The sequence below is a fragment of the Streptomyces sp. NPDC001750 genome (assembly GCF_042892615.1).
Classification (GTDB): domain Bacteria; phylum Actinomycetota; class Actinomycetes; order Streptomycetales; family Streptomycetaceae; genus Streptomyces.
Genome location: NZ_JBIAUE010000001.1, coordinates 175,455 through 197,819, shown reverse-complemented (window position 1 = coordinate 197,819; position 22,365 = coordinate 175,455). Strand labels below are relative to the sequence as shown.

22 protein-coding genes are annotated in these 22,365 nt (G+C 72.1%); 12 read left to right on the top strand and 10 right to left on the bottom strand.

What is annotated here, in order from left to right:
* Window positions 1-61: 61 nt before the first annotated feature.
* Together ACFYY6_RS00860 and gdhA are read left to right on the top strand one after the other, a co-directional pair.
* On the top strand, window positions 62-232 hold the full coding sequence (locus tag ACFYY6_RS00860; RefSeq protein WP_351517405.1) for a hypothetical protein: 171 nt from the start codon (window positions 62-64) through the stop codon (window positions 230-232).
* A gap of 265 nt (window positions 233-497) precedes the next feature.
* Window positions 498-1,877: an NADP-specific glutamate dehydrogenase gene (gdhA, locus tag ACFYY6_RS00855; protein ID WP_351517407.1), complete on the top strand. Its 1,380-nt coding sequence runs from the start codon at window positions 498-500 to the stop codon at window positions 1,875-1,877.
* A 69-nt stretch (window positions 1,878-1,946) separates the two neighbouring features.
* Here the strand turns inward: gdhA and msrA are convergent, their stop codons facing one another.
* Both msrA and ACFYY6_RS00845 read right to left on the bottom strand, forming a co-directional pair.
* The gene (msrA, locus tag ACFYY6_RS00850; protein ID WP_351517409.1) at window positions 1,947-2,612 is read right to left on the bottom strand and encodes a peptide-methionine (S)-S-oxide reductase MsrA; all 666 of its coding nucleotides are present in this window, start codon (window positions 2,610-2,612) and stop codon (window positions 1,947-1,949) included.
* 155 nt (window positions 2,613-2,767) lie between these two features.
* Complete coding sequence (locus tag ACFYY6_RS00845; RefSeq protein WP_351517410.1) at window positions 2,768-3,871, bottom strand: hypothetical protein; 1,104 nt, start codon at window positions 3,869-3,871, stop codon at window positions 2,768-2,770.
* Window positions 3,872-3,939: 68 nt separating this feature from the next.
* On the opposite strand from ACFYY6_RS00845, the gene ACFYY6_RS00840 reads away from it, so the two are divergent.
* Entirely contained in the window at window positions 3,940-5,085 is a 1,146-nt protein-coding gene (locus tag ACFYY6_RS00840; RefSeq protein ID WP_351628165.1) for a cystathionine gamma-synthase, read from the top strand.
* 295 nt (window positions 5,086-5,380) lie between these two features.
* Here ACFYY6_RS00840 and ACFYY6_RS00835 read toward each other — a convergent pair whose 3' ends face one another.
* From ACFYY6_RS00835 to ACFYY6_RS00825, 3 genes are all read right to left on the bottom strand, one after another.
* Window positions 5,381-5,629 (bottom strand): hypothetical protein, encoded by a 249-nt coding sequence (locus ACFYY6_RS00835; protein ID WP_351517414.1) that lies wholly within the window; start codon window positions 5,627-5,629, stop codon window positions 5,381-5,383.
* Entirely contained in the window at window positions 5,626-6,159 is a 534-nt protein-coding gene (locus tag ACFYY6_RS00830) for an RNA polymerase (protein ID WP_351517415.1), read from the bottom strand. Before ACFYY6_RS00830 ends, ACFYY6_RS00835 begins: the two co-directional genes overlap by 4 nt.
* 109 nt (window positions 6,160-6,268) lie before the next feature.
* Entirely contained in the window at window positions 6,269-6,799 is a 531-nt protein-coding gene (locus tag ACFYY6_RS00825; protein WP_351517417.1) for a MarR family transcriptional regulator, read from the bottom strand.
* Between the two features lie 157 nt (window positions 6,800-6,956).
* On the opposite strand from ACFYY6_RS00825, the gene ilvA reads away from it, so the two are divergent.
* Window positions 6,957-8,186, top strand: a complete 1,230-nt coding sequence (ilvA, locus tag ACFYY6_RS00820; RefSeq protein ID WP_351517418.1) for a threonine ammonia-lyase — start codon at window positions 6,957-6,959, stop codon at window positions 8,184-8,186.
* Window positions 8,187-8,341: 155 nt separating this feature from the next.
* Here the strand turns inward: ilvA and greA are convergent, their stop codons facing one another.
* Window positions 8,342-8,839, bottom strand: coding sequence for a transcription elongation factor GreA (gene greA, locus ACFYY6_RS00815; protein WP_351517419.1), 498 nt, complete (start codon window positions 8,837-8,839; stop codon window positions 8,342-8,344).
* Window positions 8,840-9,023: 184 nt separating this feature from the next.
* Window positions 9,024-9,440 carry a DUF4307 domain-containing protein gene (locus tag ACFYY6_RS00810; protein WP_389191113.1) on the bottom strand — a complete coding sequence of 139 codons (417 nt, stop codon included), beginning with the start codon at window positions 9,438-9,440 and terminating at the stop codon, window positions 9,024-9,026.
* 205 nt (window positions 9,441-9,645) lie between these two features.
* Here ACFYY6_RS00810 and mca point away from each other — a divergent pair, with 205 nt between their 5' ends.
* The 6 genes from mca to ACFYY6_RS00780 all read left to right on the top strand — a co-directional run bounded on the left by mca (window position 9,646) and on the right by ACFYY6_RS00780 (window position 15,946).
* Complete coding sequence (gene mca, locus ACFYY6_RS00805) at window positions 9,646-10,527, top strand: mycothiol conjugate amidase Mca (protein WP_389191110.1); 882 nt, start codon at window positions 9,646-9,648, stop codon at window positions 10,525-10,527.
* A gap of 1 nt (window position 10,528) precedes the next feature.
* On the top strand, window positions 10,529-10,762 hold the full coding sequence (locus tag ACFYY6_RS00800) for a hypothetical protein (RefSeq protein WP_351517422.1): 234 nt from the start codon (window positions 10,529-10,531) through the stop codon (window positions 10,760-10,762).
* A 522-nt stretch (window positions 10,763-11,284) separates the two neighbouring features.
* Complete coding sequence (locus ACFYY6_RS00795; protein WP_389191107.1) at window positions 11,285-11,782, top strand: SigE family RNA polymerase sigma factor; 498 nt, start codon at window positions 11,285-11,287, stop codon at window positions 11,780-11,782.
* Window positions 11,775-12,233: a hypothetical protein gene (locus tag ACFYY6_RS00790; protein ID WP_351517425.1), complete on the top strand. Its 459-nt coding sequence runs from the start codon at window positions 11,775-11,777 to the stop codon at window positions 12,231-12,233. The genes ACFYY6_RS00795 and ACFYY6_RS00790 overlap by 8 nt, the downstream gene beginning before the upstream one ends.
* Before the next feature lie 224 nt (window positions 12,234-12,457).
* Complete coding sequence (locus ACFYY6_RS00785; protein ID WP_351628173.1) at window positions 12,458-13,714, top strand: mannosyltransferase family protein; 1,257 nt, start codon at window positions 12,458-12,460, stop codon at window positions 13,712-13,714.
* Window positions 13,715-13,846: 132 nt separating this feature from the next.
* Window positions 13,847-15,946 carry a thioredoxin domain-containing protein gene (locus ACFYY6_RS00780; protein WP_351517427.1) on the top strand — a complete coding sequence of 700 codons (2,100 nt, stop codon included), beginning with the start codon at window positions 13,847-13,849 and terminating at the stop codon, window positions 15,944-15,946.
* A 113-nt stretch (window positions 15,947-16,059) separates the two neighbouring features.
* Here ACFYY6_RS00780 and ACFYY6_RS00775 read toward each other — a convergent pair whose 3' ends face one another.
* Both ACFYY6_RS00775 and ACFYY6_RS00770 read right to left on the bottom strand, forming a co-directional pair.
* Entirely contained in the window at window positions 16,060-16,734 is a 675-nt protein-coding gene (locus tag ACFYY6_RS00775; RefSeq protein ID WP_389191103.1) for a TetR/AcrR family transcriptional regulator, read from the bottom strand.
* A gap of 253 nt (window positions 16,735-16,987) precedes the next feature.
* On the bottom strand, window positions 16,988-17,713 hold the full coding sequence (locus ACFYY6_RS00770) for a hemolysin III family protein (protein WP_351517429.1): 726 nt from the start codon (window positions 17,711-17,713) through the stop codon (window positions 16,988-16,990).
* 208 nt (window positions 17,714-17,921) lie between these two features.
* On the opposite strand from ACFYY6_RS00770, the gene ACFYY6_RS00765 reads away from it, so the two are divergent.
* Together ACFYY6_RS00765 and ACFYY6_RS00760 are read left to right on the top strand one after the other, a co-directional pair.
* Complete coding sequence (locus ACFYY6_RS00765) at window positions 17,922-19,772, top strand: phosphoenolpyruvate carboxykinase (GTP) (protein WP_351517431.1); 1,851 nt, start codon at window positions 17,922-17,924, stop codon at window positions 19,770-19,772.
* A gap of 284 nt (window positions 19,773-20,056) precedes the next feature.
* Window positions 20,057-20,698, top strand: coding sequence for a hypothetical protein (locus tag ACFYY6_RS00760; RefSeq protein ID WP_389191100.1), 642 nt, complete (start codon window positions 20,057-20,059; stop codon window positions 20,696-20,698).
* Window positions 20,699-20,744: 46 nt separating this feature from the next.
* Here the strand turns inward: ACFYY6_RS00760 and ACFYY6_RS00755 are convergent, their stop codons facing one another.
* Window positions 20,745-22,235 (bottom strand): glycosyltransferase family 2 protein, encoded by a 1,491-nt coding sequence (locus ACFYY6_RS00755; RefSeq protein WP_389191098.1) that lies wholly within the window; start codon window positions 22,233-22,235, stop codon window positions 20,745-20,747.
* Window positions 22,236-22,365 lie beyond the last annotated feature (130 nt).

Sequence of the window (22,365 nt, the reverse complement as noted above, 5' to 3'; positions counted from 1 at the left end):
GCGTCCCGGCCGGTGATGATGAAGTCCTCACCCGTCGACCCCCGACCACGGAGGAAACACCATGAAGTCGCTGCTCTGGATCGTTCTCGTCGCCGCGCTCGCCGCCAATGTCTTCGCGAGCTTCGGCGTGCCGAAGGAGAGCACGCAGATAGTGCTGGGCGTCGTCTCCGGTCTGATCGCGATCGGATCCGGTACCGGACTGTGGATGCTGCGCGACCGCAAGGAAGCCTGAGCCGGACGCCGTAGCGATATGTCGCTTTTGTTGTGAATCCGAGGGTGGGTTCCGGTCGAGCCGGGACCACTATGTGGATGCCGTGGTGTACCTCGTGGGACGCACTGGGACAATCGAGGTGCCACACCGGTTCTGTACGTCGCCTTCGTGAGCCGCCGGAGCGTGCGATGTCTGGGCGACGCCCTCAATGGGGAGGGGGACCGCTGGTGTCCCCGGGACGGGGCACTTTCGCGCGCGACTCCGACCCATGGAAGGTCTTGATCAGATGCAGACCACCCCTGAACCCGTCACCCCGCACGCCACCGAGAGCCGGGTCATCGAGCCGCTGTACGCCGAGATCCTCCGCCGCAACCAGGGCGAGAAGGAGTTCCACCAGGCGGTGCGGGAGGTCCTGGAGACCCTCGGCCCGGTCCTCGTGAAGCGGCCGGAGTTCGTGGACGCCCGGATCGTCGAGCGGGTCTGCGAACCGGAGCGCCAGCTCATCTTCCGCGTGCCGTGGTCGGACGACTCCGGGGACATCCACGTCAACCGCGGTTTCCGCGTCGAGTTCAGCAGCTCGCTCGGCCCGTACAAGGGCGGCCTGCGCTTCCACCCCTCGGTCAACCTCGGCATCGTGAAGTTCCTCGGCTTCGAGCAGATCTTCAAGAACGCGCTCACCGGCATGCCCATCGGCGGCGGCAAGGGCGGCGCGGACTTCGACCCGAAGGGCCGCTCCGACGCCGAGATCATGCGGTTCTGCCAGTCGTTCATGACCGAACTCCACCGTCACCTCGGCGAGTACACGGACGTCCCCGCCGGTGACATCGGGGTCGGCGGCCGCGAGATCGGCTATCTGTTCGGCCAGTACAAGCGGATCACCAACCGCTACGAGTCCGGCGTCCTCACCGGAAAGGGCCTCGGCTGGGGCGGCGCCCAGGCGCGTACCGAGGCGACCGGCTACGGCTGTGTGCTCTTCACCGCCGAGATGCTGCGCAGCCGCGGCGAGTCCCTCGACGGACAGCGCATCGCCGTCTCGGGCTCCGGCAATGTCGCGATCTACGCCATAGAGAAGGCCCAGCAGCTCGGCGCCACCGTCGTGACCTGCTCCGACTCCGACGGCTACGTCGTGGACGACAAGGGCATCGACCTCGCCCTGCTCAAGGAGATCAAGGAGGCCGGCCGGGGCCGGATCTCCGAGTACGCCGCGCGCCGCGGCGAACACGTCACGTACGTCCCCGGCAGTGGCGTCTGGAACGTCCCCTGCGACGTGGCCCTGCCCTGCGCCACCCAGAACGAGCTGCACGAGGCCGACGCCCTCGTCCTCGTGCGCAACGGTGTGAAGGCGGTCGCCGAGGGCGCCAACATGCCCACCACGCCGGAGGCCGTGCGCGTCCTCCAGGAGGCGGGCGTCGCCTTCGCCCCCGGCAAGGCCGCGAACGCGGGCGGCGTGGCCACCAGCGCCCTGGAGATGCAGCAGAACGCCTCGCGCGACTCGTGGACCTTCGCCCACACCGAGGAACGCCTCGCGGAGATCATGCGCCACATCCACGACTCCTGCTACGAGACCGCCGAGCGCTACGGCAGCCCCGGCAACTACGTGGTCGGTGCCAACATCGCCGGCTTCGAACTGGTCGCGGACGCGATGCTGGCACAGGGCCTCATCTGATCCCTCGTGCCCGGCGACACCACGGGCCCCACCCTCTCCCGGGTGGGGGCCCGTGGTGCTCGGTGCTCGTCACTCCCCGGCGGGAGCGACCCCGATCGGGCAGGAGACGCCCGTGCCGCCGATGCCGCAGTAGCCGGCCGGGTTCTTGTCCAGGTACTGCTGGTGGTACGCCTCGGCGGGCCAGAACGTGCGGTCCTCGGCCGGGAGGATCTCCGTGGTGATCGTGCCGTGGCCGGAGCCGGTGAGCACCTGCTGGTACGCCTCGCGGGAGGACTCGGCGGCCGCCGCCTGCTCGGGGGAGTGGGTGTGGATCGCCGAGCGGTACTGCGTACCGACGTCGTTGCCCTGACGGAAGCCCTGGGTCGGGTCGTGGGACTCCCAGAACAGCTTCAGCAGCTGGGCGTACGAGACGGTGCTCGGGTCGAAGACGACGCGGACCGCCTCCGTGTGACCGGTCAGTCCCGAGCAGACCTCCTCGTACGTGGGGTTCTCGGTGTAGCCGCCCTGGTAGCCGACGAGCGTCGTCCAGACGCCCTCCGTCTGCCAGAACTTGCGCTCGGCGCCCCAGAAGCAGCCGAGCCCGAAGTCCGCGACCTCCAGGCCCTCCGGGTACGGGCCCAGCAGCGGGTTGCCGAGGACCGTGTGGCGGGACGGGACGGCGAACGTGGGCCCGGGTCGGCCCTTCAGGGCCTCCTCGGGGGTGGGGAGCTGGGGGGTGCGGCGGTACGGAAACATGCGGGGGCTCCTCCTGGCTGCGGATACATGGCCATAACGCGAGGAGGGCGCCGGGGATTCCGGCGCCCTCCTCGTACGCGTCGCACGGGCCCGTACGCGTCGCAGGGGCGGTGGTCGTGCCCGGCACGTGTGGGCGGTCGTCGGGCCGCGACGTCCTATCGCGGCAGTGTCGCCGGGTTCCCGCCGTTCGCCTCGTAACCCGCGACCGCCAGCGCGCGGTGGACCGTGTACGCGGCGGCCGGGTCGGGGTTGTGGGTCCACGGCAGCGCGCCCACATGGCCGTCGACGCGGACGATCTGGTTCATCGCCTCCGACCAGCGCTCCATCCGGACCAGGAAGAAGACCAGCAGATGGCGCACGTGGGCGAGCATCGGATCGTCCTGCCGGGCCGCGTGCACCGCGAACAGGGCGCCCTCGACCGCCTTGGTCACCACCGCGCTCCGGTAGAAGCCCTGGACGAGGTTGACCTCCGGCAGGTGTTCGTACACCGCGAAGAGCGGCAGCGCCGCCAGCAGCGAGCCCTGCGGGGCGCGGGCGGCGGCCGAGGTGGCGAAGCGGTCGGCCTCCTCGCGGGAGCCGTGCCACTTCTCGCACCAGTAGTGCAGCGCGGCGAGGTGCGCGCCCATGTGGGCCGGGGCGCGGTCGATCACCTTCGCCCACAGCCGGTCGAACTCCTCGTGGGAGTAACCGAGTCCGCGCGCCACGGCCAGCTCGACGAGGTACGGAACGGGGTCGCCGGGCGCCAGCAGCGCCGCCTCGCCGCAGACCGTACGGGCCTCCTCCAGGATGATCCGGAAGTCGTCCGTACCCGCGGTCGACGAACGCCACGCCTGCTGCACCAGGAACTCGGCGTGCACCGCCGCTCCTCCGGCGTCCTTCGGCGCCTCGGCCCGCCACGCGCGCAGCCACGCACCACCGACACCGGGCCGCTCCGCCAGTTCCAGCGAGGCCGCACCGGCGAACGCCTGCACCCGCTGCCAGCGCACCTCGCCCTCCTTGGGCGTGCCGGCCAGCAGCTGGGAGGCCGCACGCCAGTCCTGGGAACGCTGGACCACTTCGAGCACGTCGAGGAGGTCCTGGTCCGGACCCGGCAGCCGGATGTCCAGCTCCTCCTGGCGTGCGAAGCCGTAGGCGTCCGGGTCGGCGGCGTCCGGTGAACCGGGCGCGACCTGGCGGATTCCGCCGCGGCGGCGCAGCACGAAGGGGCCAATGACCGCGGTGAGCATGCACAGCGCGATCAGGAACCAGAGAATCTCCATGCCCCCATTGTCACCGGACGGCCCGGAAGCGGGGTGGGGGACCTCGTGACGAACTACGCTCGGGCCCCATGAGCGACCAGCACAGCTTCGAAACCCTCGCGATCCACGCGGGAAACACCGCCGATCCCCTCACCGGCGCCGTCGTCCCGCCCATCTACCAGGTATCCACGTACAAGCAGGACGGTGTGGGAGGGCTGCGCGGCGGCTACGAGTACAGCCGCAGCGCCAATCCGACCCGTACCGCCCTGGAGGAGAACCTCGCGGCCCTGGAGGGCGGCCGTCGGGGTCTGGCCTTCGCCTCCGGCCTCGCCGCCGAGGACTGCCTGCTCCGCACCCTGCTGACCCCCGGCGACCACGTGGTCATCCCGAACGACGCGTACGGCGGCACGTTCCGGCTGTTCGCGAAGGTCGTCTCGCGGTGGGGCGTGGAGTTCTCGGTCGCCGACACCTCGGACGTGTCGGCGGTACGGGAAGCGATCACCCCGCGCACCAAGGCGATCTGGGTGGAGACCCCGTCCAACCCGCTGCTCGGCATCACCGACATCGCCGCGATCGCCGATGTGGCCCGCTCGGCGGGGGCGCGGCTGGTCGTCGACAACACCTTCGCCAGCCCGTACCTCCAGCAGCCCCTCGCCCTGGGGGCCGACGTGGTGGTGCACTCCACCACCAAGTACATGGGCGGCCACTCGGACGTCGTCGGCGGCGCGCTGATCGTCAACGACCCCGGTCTGGCAGAGGAGTTGGCGTACCACCAGAACGCGATGGGGGCGGTGGCCGGACCGTTCGACGCATGGCTGGTGCTGCGCGGCATCAAGACGCTCGCGGTCCGCATGGACCGGCACAGCGAGAACGCCACGAAGATCGCCGATCTGCTGACCCGTCACCCCAAGGTCACCCAGGTCCTCTACCCGGGTCTGCCCGAGCACGCGGGGCACGAGGTCGCCGCCAAGCAGATGAAGGCGTTCGGGGGCATGGTGTCGTTCCGCGTCGCGGGCGGCGAGGAGGCGGCGATCCAGGTCTGCAACCGGGCCGAGCTGTTCACCCTCGGTGAGTCGCTGGGCGGTGTCGAGTCCCTGGTGGAGCACCCGGGCCGGATGACGCACGCCTCGGCGGCGGGCTCCCCGCTGGAGGTTCCGGCCGACCTCGTCCGGCTCTCCGTCGGCATCGAGTCCGCCGACGACCTGATCGCCGACCTGACGCAGGCGCTCGGCTGACGGACCCGGTCCGGGACCGGGTGTGTTCCGGGCCGGACGGGCATCGAGTGCGTGCCCAGGGGCGGGCCGGGCGTCGTGGCGTGTGTCCCGGGGCGGGTATCGGGATCCCTGTCGGGGCACAGGGATCCCTGTCAGGACGGGACCGGGACCTGTGCCCGGGGTGTCCGCCCGGGACACCTGCCCGGGACGCCCGGTCGGCGTGTCGCCCGGGAGGCCCGCCCGGGTGGCACGACCGGAACATCCGTCCGGGAACGACCGGCGGAGGCGTCGCCCCGGCTCCGCCGCGTATCCGCGCTCACCAGCCGTCCGCCGGGGTCGTCGCGGCGGGCGGCGTCCGCCACGGCTGTGCCGTGGCCGCCCACACCGCGAACGCGACCACCGCGGCGAACGCCACCACCAGCAGCATCCTGCGGGCGAGCCGCCGTCGGCGCAGCAGCCTGCCGCCGCGCGTCACGGCCCGTCGCGCCAGGTCGGCGGGCACCCGCGGGTGCGGGCCGTCCAGCATGCGCCGGACCTCGTCCTCCTTGTCGCCGCGGCGGCTCACGGCGCCGCCCGCATCGGCCGTCGTGGCTGCCGGGTCTCCCCGGGGCTTCGACGCGGTCGCCGCGGCAGCCACCGGGACGCCGGGCGGCGGGCGCCGCGCAACGTGGCCACCGAGCGGTGGCAGACAGCCCGGAGCCGGTCCACCGGAAGCCCCAGCAGCGCCGCCGCCTGTTCCTCCGCGACCCCTTCGTACAGACGCAGCACCAGTACCAGGCGCTCCTGCGGGGTCAGCGGGTCCAGCGGCCCGCCGCGCGGGCGGTGATGGCGCCAGACCTCGTGGGCGAACCGGACGACCAGTTCCCGCCGGGCGCGGTCGTACGGGTCCTCGCCGCGCAGCCGTTCCCACCGCGCGTACGTGCGGGCCAGCGCGGCGGTGAGCAGTCGCTGGGCCCGCGGGTTGGCGCCGGGCGGGCGCAGGGGTTCGGCGGTGAGCAGCGTGGCTGTGTGCAGCAGCCGGCCCGCCGCGCCCGCCACGAAGGACTCGAAGTCCCGGGCGCGGTGCCGTTCGTGGTCCGCTCGGCGCTCTCGCACACGGCACATCCGAGCCGCTGCCGGGGCCCCGGGTCAAGAGGCGTGCGCCGACCGGGCCCACCCGGTCGCCCGGCGCGTCGGCCGGTGCGTCCGGTCCTTCGGGGAGCGGTCAGCCCGACGGGGGCGTCTGGTGCGCGGTCTGCCGGGCGGCGAGCGCCGCGTTGAACCGGGTGAGCAGCGTGCAGAAGGTCTCGCGTTCCTCGGCCGTCCAGCCGTCCGTGACCTGCGTCATGAGTTCGCGTCGGGAGTCGCGCACCTCGTCCAGCCGTGCCTGGCCGCGCGGGGACAGCTGGAGCACCACGGCCCGGCCGTCCTCCGGGTGCGAGGTGCGCTTGACCAGGCCCGTGTCGACGAGCGGCGCGACCTGCCGGGTCACGGTCGAGGAATCGATCCCCATGCCCGCGGCCAGGGCCTTGACGCCCATCGGACCCTCCCGGTCCAGCCGGTTGAGCAGCAGATAGGCGGCCCGGTCCATGGAATTGCGCACCTGGCCGACGCCGCCGAGGCGGGTCTGCTCGGCACGGCGGGCGAACACCGCGACCTGGTGCTGGAGCGCGTCCAGGACGTGCTCGGTTTCCGTGGGCTCGGGGGCCGCGCCCCCGGAAGGAGACGCAGCTGTCGTCATGTCCTGAGGGGGCATGGCCGGGAGCTCTCTTCGTACGGTGTCGGATGGGTGGGGGACAGAGTACGCGGCCCCGGGGCAACGCGTACCAGTGCTGCACAAACCCGTGAACACCGGCGCAGGACGGGACCGTGGGTGACGCGGCGGATCTCCCTCGGGCTGCGAGACTTGCCGTATGGACTTCCGCACTCCCGGCCATCATCCCCCGCTCATCCTCGACGACGTCCGCGGGGCGCAGAAGATGCTCTCCGGCGTGGCCAGGGTGACGCCCATGGAAGGCAGCCGTCACCTGTCGGGCCTCGTCGGGGCGCCGGTCCATCTCAAGTGCGAGAACCTCCAGCGCACGGGTTCGTTCAAGCTGCGCGGCGCCTACGTGCGGATCGCCGGCCTGTCCCCGGTGGAGCGGGCGGCCGGCGTCGTCGCGGCGAGCGCCGGGAACCACGCGCAGGGCGTCGCGCTCGCGTCCTCGCTGCTCGGCGTGGGCTCGACGGTCTTCATGCCGGTCGGGGCGCCGCTGCCGAAGGTGGCCGCCACCCGCCAGTACGGGGCGGAGGTCCGGCTGCACGGCCATGTCGTCGACGAGGCGCTGGCCGCCGCGCAGGAGTACGCGCGGGAGACCGGCGCGGTCTTCATCCACCCCTTCGACCACCCCGACATCATCGCCGGGCAGGGCACGGTCGGCCTGGAGATCCTCGAACAGTGCCCCGAGGTGCGCACGATCGTCGTCGGGGTCGGCGGCGGCGGGCTCGTCGCGGGTGTCGCGCTGGCGGTGAAGGCGCTGCGGCCCGACGTTCGGGTCGTGGGCGTGCAGGCGGCGGGCGCGGCCGGCTACCCGCCCTCGCTGGCCGCGGGACACCCGGTGTCGATCGGCTCGCTGAACACGATGGCCGACGGCATCAAGGTGGGGCGGCCCGGCGACGTGCCGTTCGAGATCGTCCGGGAGCTGGTCGACGAGGTCCGCACGGTCTCCGAGGACGAGCTGTCCAGCGCGCTGCTGCTCTGCCTGGAGCGGGCGAAGCTGGTGGTGGAACCGGCGGGCGCGAGTCCGGTCGCGGCGCTGCTGAGCGATCCGGGGTCGTTCCGCGGACCGGTGGTGGCGCTGCTGTCGGGCGGCAACGTGGACCCGTTGCTGATGCAGCGCGTCCTGACCCACGGCATGGTGGCGGCCGGGCGCTACCTGAGCCTGCGGCTGCGGCTGTCCGACCGGCCAGGGGCGCTGGCCACGCTGCTCGGCGTGCTCTCGGTGGTCGACGCCAACGTGCTCGACATCGGTCACGTCCGCACCGATCCCCGGCTCGGGCTGACCGAGGTCGAGGTGGAGCTCCAACTGGAGACGAAGGGCCCGGAGCACTGCGAGGAGGTCTCGGCGGCGCTGCACGAGGCCGGCTATCTGGTGATGGGCTGAGGTCCGGGCTGTGCCGGACCGGGCCGCGTCTGCCGTACGTGGTCCTGTGCGTGGCGCTTCACGCGTTCACGTACGCGGCGCTTCGCCCCGTGAACGCGCGGGTGCCGCCGGTCCCTTCCGGGTCGGCGGCACCCCGCGTCGTCGATGCCTGCGGATCAGCCGGTGTAGGGCTTCGCCGCGAGGATCTTCACGCTCGCCATCTTGCCGTTCGGCAGCTCGTACTCGGCCACGTCGCCCGTGCGCTTGCCGTTGACGCCGGTGCCGAGCGGCGACTGCGGGGAGTACGTCTCGATGTCCGAGCTCGCGTACTCGCGGGAGGCGAGCAGGAAGGTCAGGGTGTCGTCCGGGTCGTCGTCGAACGCGATGGTGACGACCATGCCGGGCTCGACCACGCCGTCGTCGGCGGGTGCCTCGCCGACCTTCGCGTGCTCCAGGAGCTGGGTGAGCTGGCGCACGCGCAGCTCCATCTTGCCCTGCTCCTCCTTGGCCGCGTGATACCCGCCATTCTCCCGGAGGTCACCCTCCTCACGGGCCGCCGCGATCTTTACGGAGATTTCCGTGCGCGCGGGACCAGACAGGTACTCCAGCTCGGCCTTGAGCTGGTTGTACGCCTCCTGCGTGAGCCAGGTGACGTTTTCGCTGGTCTGGGTCACAGGGTGCTCCTCGTCGGTACTGGGAATACAAAGCATCGCCCTACCCGTAAGCATGTGCCTCTACGGGTGGGCGAAACCACGAGCCTAACAATTCACCGGGAAAAGGGGGAGAAGGTAAATCATCAGGTCTGCGTACGTGCAGGTCAGCGGCTGTTGGAGTCGCCGGGTGTCGCTGTGCGGCGGGTCAGTTCGCCGGGCCGCCGTCGGCGGTGCAGCCGATCAGTTCGACGCTGGTCGCCCTCGCGGTCGTACGCAACGACACGATGCGGTCCACGCGGTCGGTGCGGTCGTCGAAGCGGAAGTCCTTGCGGGCCACGTCGCTGCCGTCCTCGTGCTGGGCGCGGAGGGTGCAGTAGCCCTTGGCGTCCGCTTCCTTGCGCACCTCCAGGTGCACGTCGACCCGCTCGTCGGAGACGACCTTGCGCTTGATCATCTCGGCGCTGATCTGCTGGCCGGAGACGTAGTCGTAGCCGAACCAGCCGACCACACCGAGGAAGGCGACGCCGAGCACCGCACCGATGATCCTGAGCCTGCGGTCGGCGCGCTCGTCCGCGGAGCGGCCGTAGCGGTTCTCCGGAAGCGCGTCGCGCACCGCCGTCATGATCGTTCCTCCCGTGCCGGGGACCGAGGAATTTTCCGCCCCCCGGTTCGGTCACTATAGAAGCCCCGGACCACCACCCGACCACCACCCCGCGCCCACGTCCCGCGGGGACGACACACCACGTCGACGTCGACGACACACGGCGTCGGCGTTGACGACACCGCGTAATCGCGACCGGATCGCGACCGATCACTGAGGACCCAGATTGACTGAGCAGCTGCGTTTGATGGCCGTTCACGCCCACCCCGACGACGAATCGAGCAAGGGCGCGGCAACGATGGCCAAGTATGTGTCCGAGGGGGTGGACGTGCTGGTCGTGACCTGCACGGGAGGCGAGCGCGGCTCCATCCTCAACCCGAAGCTCCAGGGGGACGCGTACATCGAGGAGAACATCCACGAGGTGCGCAGAAAGGAAATGGACGAGGCCCGGGAGATCCTGGGTGTCACGCAGGAGTGGCTCGGCTTCGTCGACTCGGGGCTGCCCGAGGGCGACCCGCTGCCGCCGCTGCCCGAGGGCTGCTTCGCGCTGGAGGACGAGGAGAAGGCCGCGGGACGGCTCGTCCGCAGCATCCGCGCGTTCCGGCCGCAGGTCATCACGACGTACGACGAGAACGGCGGGTACCCGCACCCCGACCACATCATGACCCACAAGATCTCGATGATCGCGTTCGAGGGAGCGACGGACACCGAGACCTTCCCGGAGTCGGAGTTCGGGCCGGCCTGGCAGCCGCAGAAGCTCTACTACAACCAGGGCTTCAACCGGCCGCGCACGGTGGCGCTCCACGAGGCCCTGCTGGCCCGGGGGCTGGAGTCCCCGTACGGCGAGTGGCTCAAGCGCTGGAAGGAGTTCGGGCAGGAGGAGCGGACCCTCACCACGCACATCCCGTGCGCGGACTTCTTCGAGATCCGCGACAAGGCGCTGATCGCGCATGCGACGCAGATCGACCCCGACGGCGGCTGGTTCCGCGTCCCGATGGACATCCAGAAGGAGGTCTGGCCGACCGAGGAGTACGAGCTGGCGAGGTCTCTCGTCGATACCTCCCTCCCCGAGAGCGACCTCTTCGCGGGCATCCGCGACAATGCCTGATATGTACGCGACTCAGGCACTGACCGACCTCGTCACGCTTGCCGACTCGTTCGACAAGAACAAGGTGACCCCCGGCGTCCTCGGCTTCATCGTCTTCGCGGCGCTCGCCGTCGGCGTGTGGATGCTGATGAAGTCCATGCACCGGCACATGGACAGGGTCGACTTCGAGGAGGCCCCGGATCCCGCGGTGACGGCCGACGCCACCGCGGGAGCGGGCGCCGCGAAGCGCAAGTAGGGCCGACGGAAGCGCGAGCGCGGAGGCGGAAGCGGCGCACGCGCGGAAGCGGGTGGAGCGGGCGCGGCGCGCCGTGCCCGCCGCGCCCTTGTGCCGCCGTGCCCGCCGCGCCCTTGTGCCGCCGTGCCCGCCGTGACCGTGATCTCCCGGGCGTGGCGGGCACAGCTTCATGCCCCGGGGCGGCCTCGTGCCCGCGCGCCGCGTCCGGGCTCATGACGCCGGGCGTCCTGCCCGTCGGCCGTGACGGGGTGTCATGCCCGTCGGCCGTACCCGGCGTCCGGCCGCGTTCCGCGGTCTCGCGACGCTGCACGGCCGGGAACCACCGTGTGATCCCGGGCACTCGCGTACGGCCGTGAACACCTCCATGCGCTCCTCCGGTCCGCCGTCGCGGTGCCCTCGGCGACTTCGGGCCGCACCGGCCGATGTGGCTACCGTCACACGACTTCTTCCGGGGCGATGTCGTCCGGACGCGGGGTGCCGGGCGTATGCCTGGTGAGACCGAGGAGATCCAGGAGCTGTTTGTTGACCGTCGAGGAGTTCGAAGAGTTCTACGCGCGGACGGTCGCCCGGCTGACGGGGCAGCTGTTCGTGATGCTCGGCGATCTGCACGAGGCGCAGGATGTGGTGCAGGAAGCTTTCGTCAGAGCGTGGAGCCGACGGCGTCAGCTCGACCGGGAGGGGCAGCCCGAGGCATGGATCCGCACGGTCGCCTGGCGTCTGGCGGTGAGCCGGTGGCGGGGCGTGCGCTGCACGGCGGACGCGTGGCGGCGCAGCGGCGTCCCGCCCCATGCGGAGGCGCCGGGGCCGGAGTCGGTGGCCCTGGTGGAGATGCTGCGGGCCCTGCCGCTCAAGCAGCGCCGCACGCTGGCCCTGTACTACGTGTGCGACCTGACCGTCGAGCAGATCGCGGCGGAGACCGGCCTGGCGCCCACCACCGTCAAGACGCACCTGGTCCGGGGCCGGGCCACGCTCTCGCACCGCCTGCAGGATCCGCGCACCGAGGAGGGGCCCAGTGCCTGATGCCCACGACCCGCTGCGGTCGCTGTTCCGGGAGGCCGCCGACATCGGCCGCTCCCGGGCCCGTTCCGCTCCGCCGTCGATCATCACCGAACGGGGGAGACGGGCGTACCGGCGCCGGCTCCTGACCCTCGCCGTCGGCGCCTGCCTGGCCGTCTCCGGCGCGGGCGCCGCTGCCGCCGCGCTCCTGCCCGGGGGCACGCGCACCGCCGTCCCCGCCACCACGCCCCCCGCGTCCGGCCGCTCGACGTCGTCCTCCTCCGCGCCCTCCCCGTCCGGGAGCAGCCTGCCGCCCAAAGCCCCGGCCACCGGATCCTCGACGACCGGATCCCCCGCGACCGGTCGTGGCGTCCTTTCCGACGGACCGGTCGCGCCGAGCCGGAGCACCAGTCCGCCTCCGTCCTCCCTGTCGACCCCGCCGCATCCGCCGTCCCCGTCGTCCTCCGGTCCCTGACCGCGTCAGCCGCGCGCACTTCGCGTCCGCCGTTCCTGTCCGCCCCTGTTTCTGCTTTCTCTCCTTCCTGTCCGACTGCCCGCTTCCCTCCGCTGTCCGCCTCCTGTCCTCGTCCGCCTCCGGTCCGTCCGCGGGCGGCGCCCGTCCGGCCCGCCGGCCCGTCCGAAGCACCCGAACCGTCCGGCCCGTCCGGCCCGCCCCACCCCGACCCCGGAGAACCCGAAGTGACCCTCCCTCCCCCCAGCCGGCAGCACGAGCACCGGCCAGCCCGGACCGGGACCGTCCCGAACCCGTCCGTCACCGCCACGGCACCGGACAAGGGCGGCCTCGGCCGGTTGCCGCGGCCGCTGCGGTGGCTCGCGCCCGCCGACCGCGAGGTGCTGTGGTTGTACCTGCTGTCCCGGGTGGGCATCTGGACCGTCGCGTACTGCACCCGCTGGCTGTTCGCCGACGACGGCCGGAGCCGGTATGCCGGTGAGTTCTTCTCGTCGTGGCAGCGGTGGGACTGGTGGCACTACCTGCACATAGCCCAGGAGGGCTACTTCCCGAACGGGCAGGGGCCCTGGATGTCCGAGTGGGACAACAGGGAGGCGTTCTTCCCCGGCTTCCCCTTCCTGCTGCGGGCCGTCCATGCGGTCGTCCCGAGCTGGCCCGCGGCCGGTGCCCTGATCTCCTTCGTCGCCGGGGGCGTCGCCGTGGTGGCCCTCGCCCGGATCGCCCGGCTGTACCTGCCGCAGGACGAGGCCGGGCCCCGGGCGGCCCTGTTCTTCCTGCTCTCCCCGTGCGCGGTCTTCCTGGCCGCCGGTTACACCGAGGCGCTCTTCCTCGCCCTGGCCCTGCCCGCCTGGCTGGCCGCCCAGCGCCTCAACTGGCCGCTCGCGGCCGTGCTGACGGCCCTGGCCACCACCGTCCGGGTCAGCGGCCTCTTCCTCGCCGCGGCCCTCGCCGTCCACTTCCTGGTCACCGCCCGCACCGCCGCCCACTGGCGCCGCCTCCCCTGGCTGTTCCTGCCCGCACTCGCCCCGCTCCTGTACAGCTGGTACCTGCACGCGCACACCGGCGACTGGATGGCCTGGAAGCACGCCGAGGAACGCGGCTGGTATCGCGACTTCCACGCCCCCTGGGAAGCCTGGGCGAACACCTGGCACGCCGCCTTCGGCCACTCCCAGGCCACCGGGTACGCCCTGATGAGCCAGGCCGAGCTGCTCACCATGCTGGTCGGCGTCGCCCTGTGCGGCCTGCTGCTGTGGCGCAGGCGCTGGCCGGAGGCCGCGTACATCGGGCTGAGCCTGTGGGCCCTGGGCACCTCCTACTGGTACACCTCCATCCCCCGGGCGACCCTCCTGTGGTGGCCCCTGTGGGTCGGGCTCGCCGTGTGGAGCCTGCGCAGGCCCCTCGTCAAGACCGCCTATCTCGCCGTCGCCGCCCCCCTGATGACCGTCGTCGCCGTCACCTTCCTCTCCGGGCGCTGGGCCGGCTGAGACGGCGCGCGCCGGGCCGGCCGGGACGGAGCGCGGTGGAGGGCGGGCCCGTTCGGGCCGTGGAGACCCGAGGCGTACGCCGCGCCCCGTGGCGTGGGCGCGCCGTTCCCCCGTGTGCGACAGGATGGAGTCATGGCCAACCGACTCGCGCACGCCACGTCCCCGTACCTGCTCCAGCACGCGGACAATCCCGTCGACTGGTGGCCGTGGGAGCCCGCCGCGTTCGAGGAGGCACGCCGGCGCGGCGTGCCCGTGTTCCTGAGCGTCGGGTACAGCTCCTGCCACTGGTGCCATGTCCTCGCCCACGAGAGCTTCGAGGACGAGGAGACGGCCGCCTTCATGAACGCGCACTTCGTGTCCGTGAAGGTGGACCGCGAGGAGCGCCCCGATGTCGACGCCGTCTACATGGAGGCGCTCCAGGCGGCGACGGGGCAGGGCGGCTGGCCGATGTCGGTGTTCATGACCTTCGAGGGCCGGCCGTTCTACTTCGGCACGTACTTCCCGCCCGAGCCGCGGCACGGCATGCCGTCGTTCAAGCAGGTGCTGGAGGGGGTGCGGGCTGCTTGGGCCGAGCGGCCCGACGAGGTGACCGAGGTGGCGGGGAGGATCGCGCGGGACCTGGCCGGGCGGCAGCTGGACCTCGCCCAGGCCGGACCGCCCGGCGGGGCGGAGCTCGCCCGAGCGCTGCTCGAACTCACCCGTACGTACGACCCGGAGACCGGGTGGTTCGGCGGGGACACGAAGTTCCCGGCGGGCATGGTCGTGGAGTTCCTGCTCCGCCACCACGCCCGGACCGAGTCCCGAGGAGCCCTCGACATGGCCGAGGGGCTGTGCCGGGCGATGGCCGGGTCGAGCCTGTTCGACCAGGCCGGGGGCGGCTTCCACCGGTACGTACTGCGTCAGCGCCCCGGTGGCCCCCTGGTACCGCACTTCGAGAAGATGCTCTACGACAACGCGCAGCTCTGCCGGGTGTACACGCACCTGTGGCGGGCGACGGGCTCGGAGGAGGCCCGCCGGGTCGCCCTGGAGACCGCCGACTTCATGGTGCGCGAACTGCGCACCGCCGAGGGCGGCTTCGCCTCCGCGCTCGACGCCGACAGCGTCGAGGACACCGACGGCGCCGAGAAGGCCGAGAACGCGGTCGGGTCCGGTCGCCATGTCGAGGGCGCCTACTACGTGTGGACTCCCCAGCAGCTGCGCGATGTCCTCGGGGAGCAGGACGCGGCCTTCGCCGCCGCGTACTTCGACGTGACGGAGGAGGGCACCTTCGAGGGGGGTGCCTCCGTCCTCCGGTCGGCCGGTGCGGAGTCCGACGCGGACGGGGAGCGGGTCGCCGACGTACGGGCCCGGCTGCTGGCCGCCCGTGAGGAGCGCCCCCGCCCCGGGCGGGACGACAAGGTGGTCGCCGCCTGGAACGGCCTGGCGATCGCCGCGCTCGCCGAGACGGGGGCCTGCTTCGACCGGCCCGACCTGGTCGAACGGGCCACCGAGGCGGCGGATCTGCTGGTCCGGGTCCACATGGGGGACACCGTCCGGCTGGTTCGTACCTCCAAGGACGGCCGGGCCGGCGGGCACGCCGGGGTCCTGGAGGACTACGGAGACGTGGCGGAGGGTTTCCTCGCCCTGGCAGCGGTCACCGGCGAGGGAGTCTGGCTGGAGTTCGCAGGCTTCCTGCTCGACATCGTGCTCCAGCACTTCACCGGCGAGGGCGGGCAGTTGTACGACACGGCGGACGACGCCGAGCAGCTGATCCGCCGCCCGCAGGACCCCACCGACAACGCGGCCCCGGCGGGCTGGACGGCGGCGGCCGGCGCGCTCCTCTCGTACGCCGCACACACCGGTTCGCAGGCCCATCGCGCCGCCGCGGAAGGGGCGTTGGGCGTGGTGAGGACCCTCGGCCCGCAGGTGCCCCGGTTCATCGGCTGGGGGCTCGCCGTCGCCGAGGCGCTGCTCGACGGGCCGCGCGAGGTGGCGGTCGTCGGTCCGGTCGGGGGCGAACTGCACCGTACGGCACTGCTGGGACGGGCGCCCGGCGCGGTGGTGGCGGCCGGGGAGACGGGCGGAGCGGAGTTCCCGCTGCTGGCCGACCGGCCGATGGTGGGCGGCGCGCCGACGGCGTACGTGTGCCGGCACTTCGTGTGCGACGCCCCGACGACGGATCCGGAGGAGCTGGCCCGGCACCTGGGATCAGGCCCGTCAGGCCCGTCCGGGGCGGGCCGCCGCTCGTCCTGAGAGGCGGGCGAAGGTACGCCACCGGCCGGACACCGGCCCGGGGCCCCGGACGCGCCCCCGGCCGGGGCCGGGAGGAACACCACGGCGTCGGGCCGCGGCATCGGGGGGACCGGTTACAGCGTCAGGCCGTCTCCGAGCGCATCCAGCGCCTGCCGGACGAGGGCCGGCAGATCGTCCTTCTGGCCGTGCTCGCCCCAGTACAGGGTCACCTCGCGGAGCACGCCCAGCGCCGCCGCGACGAACACCCGGACTACCAGGTCGTCGGCGCCGCGCCCGCTGCGCTCGGCCAGCACCCGGGCCAGCATCCTCGCCGTGTCCGACATGGTCTCCGTCATCCGTGCCCGGACGGCGGGGACCTCCACCACCAGCCGGGTGCGTCGGCGCACCTCCTCCTCGTCGCTCACGAGGAACGTCGGCAGCATCTCAGTCATGACGATCCGCAGCGACTCCAGCGGCGGTTCACCGGCCGGCCGCTCGCGCAGCCCGGCCTCCAGGACCGGGCCGTAGGCGTCGGTGAGGACGATGTCCTCCTTGGTCGCGAAGTAGCGGCACACCGTGCTCGGCGACACCTCGGCCGCCTCCGCGATCTGCTCGATCGTCGTCGTCTCGTACCCCTGCTCGGCGATCAGCCGGTACGCCGCCCGGCGGATCGCCGTCCGGGTCTTGAGCTTCTTCCGCTCGCGCAGCCCCGGCTGCGACGGAATCCCGGGCACGGCGGACGGTCCCCCGGACACGGCGGACGGCGCCCCGGAAACGGAAACGGAAGGGGTACGGGAGGTGACGGCCATGGTCGTCATTGTCGGCCATCCATGGGTCCGGGGCCATGGACGGCCATGAACACGGCCCCGAACGAGGAGCGGCCGCGGCTCGGGAGCCACGGCCACTGGGCGAGGACGACGGACAACGGCGGGAAACGGAAGGCCGGGGAGCGGGCCGGGCAGGTCGGCGGGGCCGCGAGGAGCGGGAAGCGGGGGAGCGGGCCGACATGGGAGTACGTGGGCGCCGCTGGGGAGGTGGGCGTGCGCGGCCGGGCGGGGCGGCTCAGGAGTGGTTGTAGGCCACCAGCGAGATGCCGACGTAGTGCACGATGAAGGCCGCCAGCGTCAGCGAGTGGAACACCTCGTGGAAGCCGAACCAGCGCGGTGACGGGTTCGGCCGCTTGATGCCGTAGATGACGCCGCCGGCGCTGTAGAGCAGCCCGCCGACGACGACCAGCACCAGCACCGCGATCCCCCCGGTGCGCAGGAAGTCCGGCAGGAAGAACACCGCGGCCCAGCCCATGGCTATGTAGCAGGGCGTGTAGAGCCAGCGCGGGGCGCCCACCCAGAACACCCGGAAGGCGATGCCCGCGGCCGCCGCCACCCACACCGCCCACAGCAGCGGCCGCCCGGTCGACTCGGGCAGCAGGAGCAGGGTCAGCGGGGTGTAGGTGCCCGCGATGATCAGGAAGATGTTGGCGTGGTCGAGGCGGCGCAGCACCGCCTCGCCGCGCGGGCCCCAGGTGCCGCGGTGGTAGAGCGCGCTCACCCCGAACAGCAGGCACGCGGTCAGGGTGTACACGGCACAGGCGATGCGCCCCCGGGCGCTGTCGGTCAGCGCGATCAGCGCGACCCCCGCGACGATCACGGCGGGGAACATCCCGGCGTGCAGCCAGCCACGCAGCCGTGGCTTCAGCGGGACGGTCGATGCGGTCGGGGCAGTCGAAACGGCGTCGGGTGCGGCCGTGTCCGGTCCGGCCGGCTCGGGCGCGGCTGTGGCGGCAGTCATTCCCGCATCGTACCTACGGGACCGTAGGTAACGGACAGAAGTGGCCATGCTCACGTGTGCGGTCCTCTGGACATATGGGCGCAAGGGTCGGATGATCAAATGAGTGCGGTCGGCACCGGATGAGCGCCAACGAATTCGAAGGGGACGAAGCGTCCGGGTCGCAGCCCCCACGGGGCCGAACAGCAAATACCCTCGACAAGGAGCGATCGTGGCGCGCGACATCGCGGCTCCCCTCACTGCCCCCACCAACCACCAGGCCCTCGTCTCCTGGGTGAACGAGATCGCTGCCCTCACCGAGCCGGACCGGGTGGTCTGGTGCGACGGTTCCGAGGCCGAGTACGAGCGCCTGTGCGGGGAGCTCGTGGCCAAGGGAACGTTCAAGAAGCTGGACGAGACCAAGCGTCCGAACTCGTACTACGCTGCCTCCGACCCCAGCGACGTCGCCCGAGTCGAGGACCGTACGTTCATCTGCTCCGAGAAGGAGGAGGACGCCGGTCCGACGAACCACTGGAAGGCTCCCGCCGAGATGCGGGCCATCTTCACCGGGGAAGAGGGAAACGGCTTCACCGGTGAGAAGGGGATCTTCCACGGCTCCATGCGCGGGCGGACGATGTACGTCGTGCCCTTCTGCATGGGTCCCGTCGGGTCCCCGCTCTCCGCGATCGGTGTCGAGATCACCGACTCCGCGTACGTCGCCGTCTCCATGCGCACCATGACGCGCATGGGCCAGGCCGTCCTCGACGAGCTGGGCACCGACGGCTTCTTCGTCAAGGCCGTCCACAGCGTGGGCGCGCCCCTGGAGGAGGGCCAGGAGGACGTCCCCTGGCCGTGCAACACCACCAAGTACATCTCGCACTTCCCCGAGGACCGCGAGATCTGGTCGTACGGCTCCGGCTACGGCGGCAACGCCCTGCTCGGCAAGAAGTGCTACGCGCTGCGCATCGCCTCCGTCATGGCGCGTGACGAGGGCTGGCTCGCCGAGCACATGCTGATCCTCAAGCTCACCCCGCCGCAGGGCGAGGCGAAGTACATCGCGGCGGCGTTCCCGTCCGCCTGCGGCAAGACCAACCTCGCCATGCTGGAGCCGACCGTCCCCGGCTGGACCGTCGAGACCATCGGCGACGACATCGCCTGGATGCGCTTCGGCGAGGACGGCCGCCTCTACGCCATCAACCCCGAGGCCGGCTTCTTCGGCGTCGCGCCCGGCACCGGCGAGCACACCAACGCCAACGCCATGAAGACCATGTGGGGCAACTCCGTCTTCACCAACGTCGCGCTCACCGACGACGGCGACGTCTGGTGGGAGGGCATGACGGAGACCGCTCCGGCCCACCTCACCGACTGGCGGGGCAACGACTGGACGCCCGCGTCCGACACCCCGGCCGCCCACCCCAACGCCCGCTTCACCGTCCCGGCCGGCCAGTGCCCGATCATCGCGCCCGAGTGGGAGGACCCCAAGGGCGTGCCGATCTCCGCGATCCTCTTCGGTGGCCGCCGCGCCTCGGCCGTTCCGCTGGTCACCGAGTCCTTCACCTGGCAGCACGGCGTCTTCCTCGGCGCCAACGTGGCCTCCGAGAAGACCGCCGCCGCCGAAGGCAAGGTCGGCGAGCTGCGCCGCGACCCGTTCGCCATGCTGCCGTTCTGCGGCTACAACATGGGCGACTACATGGCCCACTGGCTGAAGGTCGGCGCGGACAAGCCGGACCAGTCGAAGCTCCCGAGGATCTACTACGTCAACTGGTTCCGCAAGAACGACGCGGGCAAGTTCGTGTGGCCCGGCTTCGGCGAGAACAGCCGCGTCCTGAAGTGGATCGTCGAGCGCCTGGAGGGCAAGGCCGAGGGCGTCGAGACGCCGATCGGCATCCTGCCCACCAAGGACGCCCTGGACACCGAGGGCCTGGACCTCTCCGACGCCGACCTGGACTTCCTGCTCACGGTCGACAAGGACGTCTGGCGCGAGGAGGCGGGCCTCGTCCCCGAGCACCTCAACACCTTTGGCGACCACACTCCCAAGGAGCTGTGGGACGAGTACCGCGCCCTGGTCCAGCGCCTGGGCTGACCCCACGGGGCGCGTCCCGTGCGCGGGCGCGCCCGCACGCCCCGTGGCCGGGCCACTGGACATCCGCCCTGACCTGTGGGGTCGACGGCCCGCCGCGGTCCGGCCCCCGGAACCCCCTCACGGTTCCGGGGGCCGCTGTCCCGTCGATCCCTGGCGTGCGTGCCGATCCGCCACGGATGACGAGACACCCCTTGCCCGCCCGTCACCCCCGTACAACGGCGTACGGGGGTGACGGGTGTACGGTTCCGAGCCCGGGGTGGAGTACGGGCGGCGCACGTACGCAGGTGCGGGCCGGTCTTCGGCCGCACGTCATCCAGCCGCCCGCCGCCCAGTACGACTCCCGCTTCACCGGTGCCCTTTCCACCGCCCCGGGGCAGCCCGTGATCGGTGAACCCCTCGGCATCCGGGGCCGGTTGGAGCTGGACGGGCCCGCGCCCGCCGAGCCGGTCAGGGTCTCGGCGGTACGGCACGACGCGAACGGCGACCGTCGGCTCGCCGCCGTCGAGGCCGACGCCGACGGCTCGTTCACCGTTCTCGACGTACCGTCACTCGTGGGCGAGGCGACCTACACGGTCTCCTTCACCGGCGACGTCACCCACCGCCCGGCCGAGGACATCACGCTCTCCGCCAAGGCCCCGACCGCCATCACGCTCACGGCCCCCGCGGAGGCGGTCAGGAGCCAGGGCCTGACGATCACCGGCAGGCTCACCGGCCAGGGGCGCGCGCTCCCCACCGGTATCGCCGTCACCGTCCAGCGCACCGACAAGAAGGGCACCGGCAGGCTCACGTCCGCCCCCGTCGCGCCCGACGGGACCTTCGAGGAAGTCGGGTTGTGGCCGGGCCGTGGTTCGCCCATGGCCCGGTCGCGTACGCCGTGCACCGGGTCCGCAGTCCGCCGGGTACGCCGTCCGCCGGGTCCGCCGTGATCGTGTGCCGTGTGCGGGAGGCGGAGGGGCGTGGCCCGCACACGGATCAGCGGCGCCGCAGCCGCTTGCGGACCTTCCGCGCGACCGTGCGCCAGTCCACGGCGACCAGCACCATGCGCCCGTCCGGCCGCTGTGTCATCCGTGCCGCCATCGGCCGGACCCCGTGCGCGTACAGCCGCTTGGCGCGTGCCCGGTCCGGGAGGGGGCGCCGCTTCCCGCCCCCGTCGGGTGCCGGGAGCAGCAGTGGAACGTCGTGGCCGCCCCGGCCGTTGTCCGCCGTCACGCGAAGCAGGATCTCCCACCAGCCGGGGCGGTGGGCGTACCGGTGGAGGTCGAGCGGGTCCAGGACGACACGGGCGGTCAGCGGGTCGTCGGTGGGCGTGGCCCTCCCCACGGGGATCAGCACCTCGTAGCCGTCGGCGTGGCGCAGCACGACGCTGTGCCGGACCCGTCGCGAACCGGTGCCGCGGTAGTGCGAGCTGCGCACCAGCAGGGCCGCCCGTCGCCCGCCGTCGAGCCACTCCAGGGCGTCGGGGCCGGGTTCGAGCTCGGCCCAGGCGAGGCTGTCGTGGCGGGACAGGGAGAGCAGTTCATCGACCCGCCCGCCCTCGCGCAGCAGCCGGGCGCGCAGCTGGACGAGCGGTGAGAATCCGGTCATGACCTCCTGCGGAATGAACTCGCGCAGCACCTCGCCCGCGATGCGGGCGTACGACTCCTGGCGCTCGGCGGAGGTCCAACGATGGTAGTGGGGACCGAACTTCGCCATCAGGTCCACCTTGGCGAACCGCACGAGCAACGCGTTGCGCCGCTCGCCGGGCTCGGTCAGTTCCACGATCGAGCCCAGGGCCGCGCGCACCGCCGAGTAGAACGACTCGGCCGGTGGCTGCTGCTTCGTCAGATGGGCGAATCCCTCGCGGTCGACGAGGTAGTAGCAGTCGTAGTCGGCGACCACCGAGATCGCCCGCGCCCGCAGATAGGCGGGGACGATGAACGGCTGTTCCTCCGCCAGCCGCACCCCTTCGGCGAAGCGCAGACCGTGTTCGACCACGAGCGAGCGCCTGAAGAGTTTCTGCGGGGTCAAGCTGAACATCGCCCTGGTCGACCACACGTCGCCCCGTTCGACGGTCGCGGCGAACGGCTCGGTCGGGGCGCCCCGGCCCACGCCCCGGATCCGGCCCAGCACCACGTCCGAGTCGTTGCGCTCGGCGATCTCCACCATCCGCCGCAGCGCGTCCGGGCCCAGGTAGTCGTCCGGGTCGGCGAAGAACAGGAACTCGCCCCTCGCCATGTCGATACCCCGGTTGCGAGGACCGCCGGGCGCCCCGGAATTGCTCTGGTGCACGACCCTGACGTTGGGGTGCCGCTCGGCCCACCCGTCCAGTACCGCACCGCCGGCGTCGGTGGAGCCGTCGTTCACGGCCACGACCTCGACGCGCTCGAATCCCAGGCTCTGCCGCACGATCGACTCCAGGCATTCGTCCAGGAAGTCGGCGGCGTTGTAGACCGGGATGATCACGGTGACCGCTACGTCACTCATGTCGACCTCTCCGCAGTTGCTCTCACGCTCCGGACGGGCGTGACACCGTCCAGACCGTCGTCGTGCGGGGAGGGTTGCCCGCTGCGGACAGCGGATCCCAACGATGGCGCGCGCGACATCTGTCCGCCCG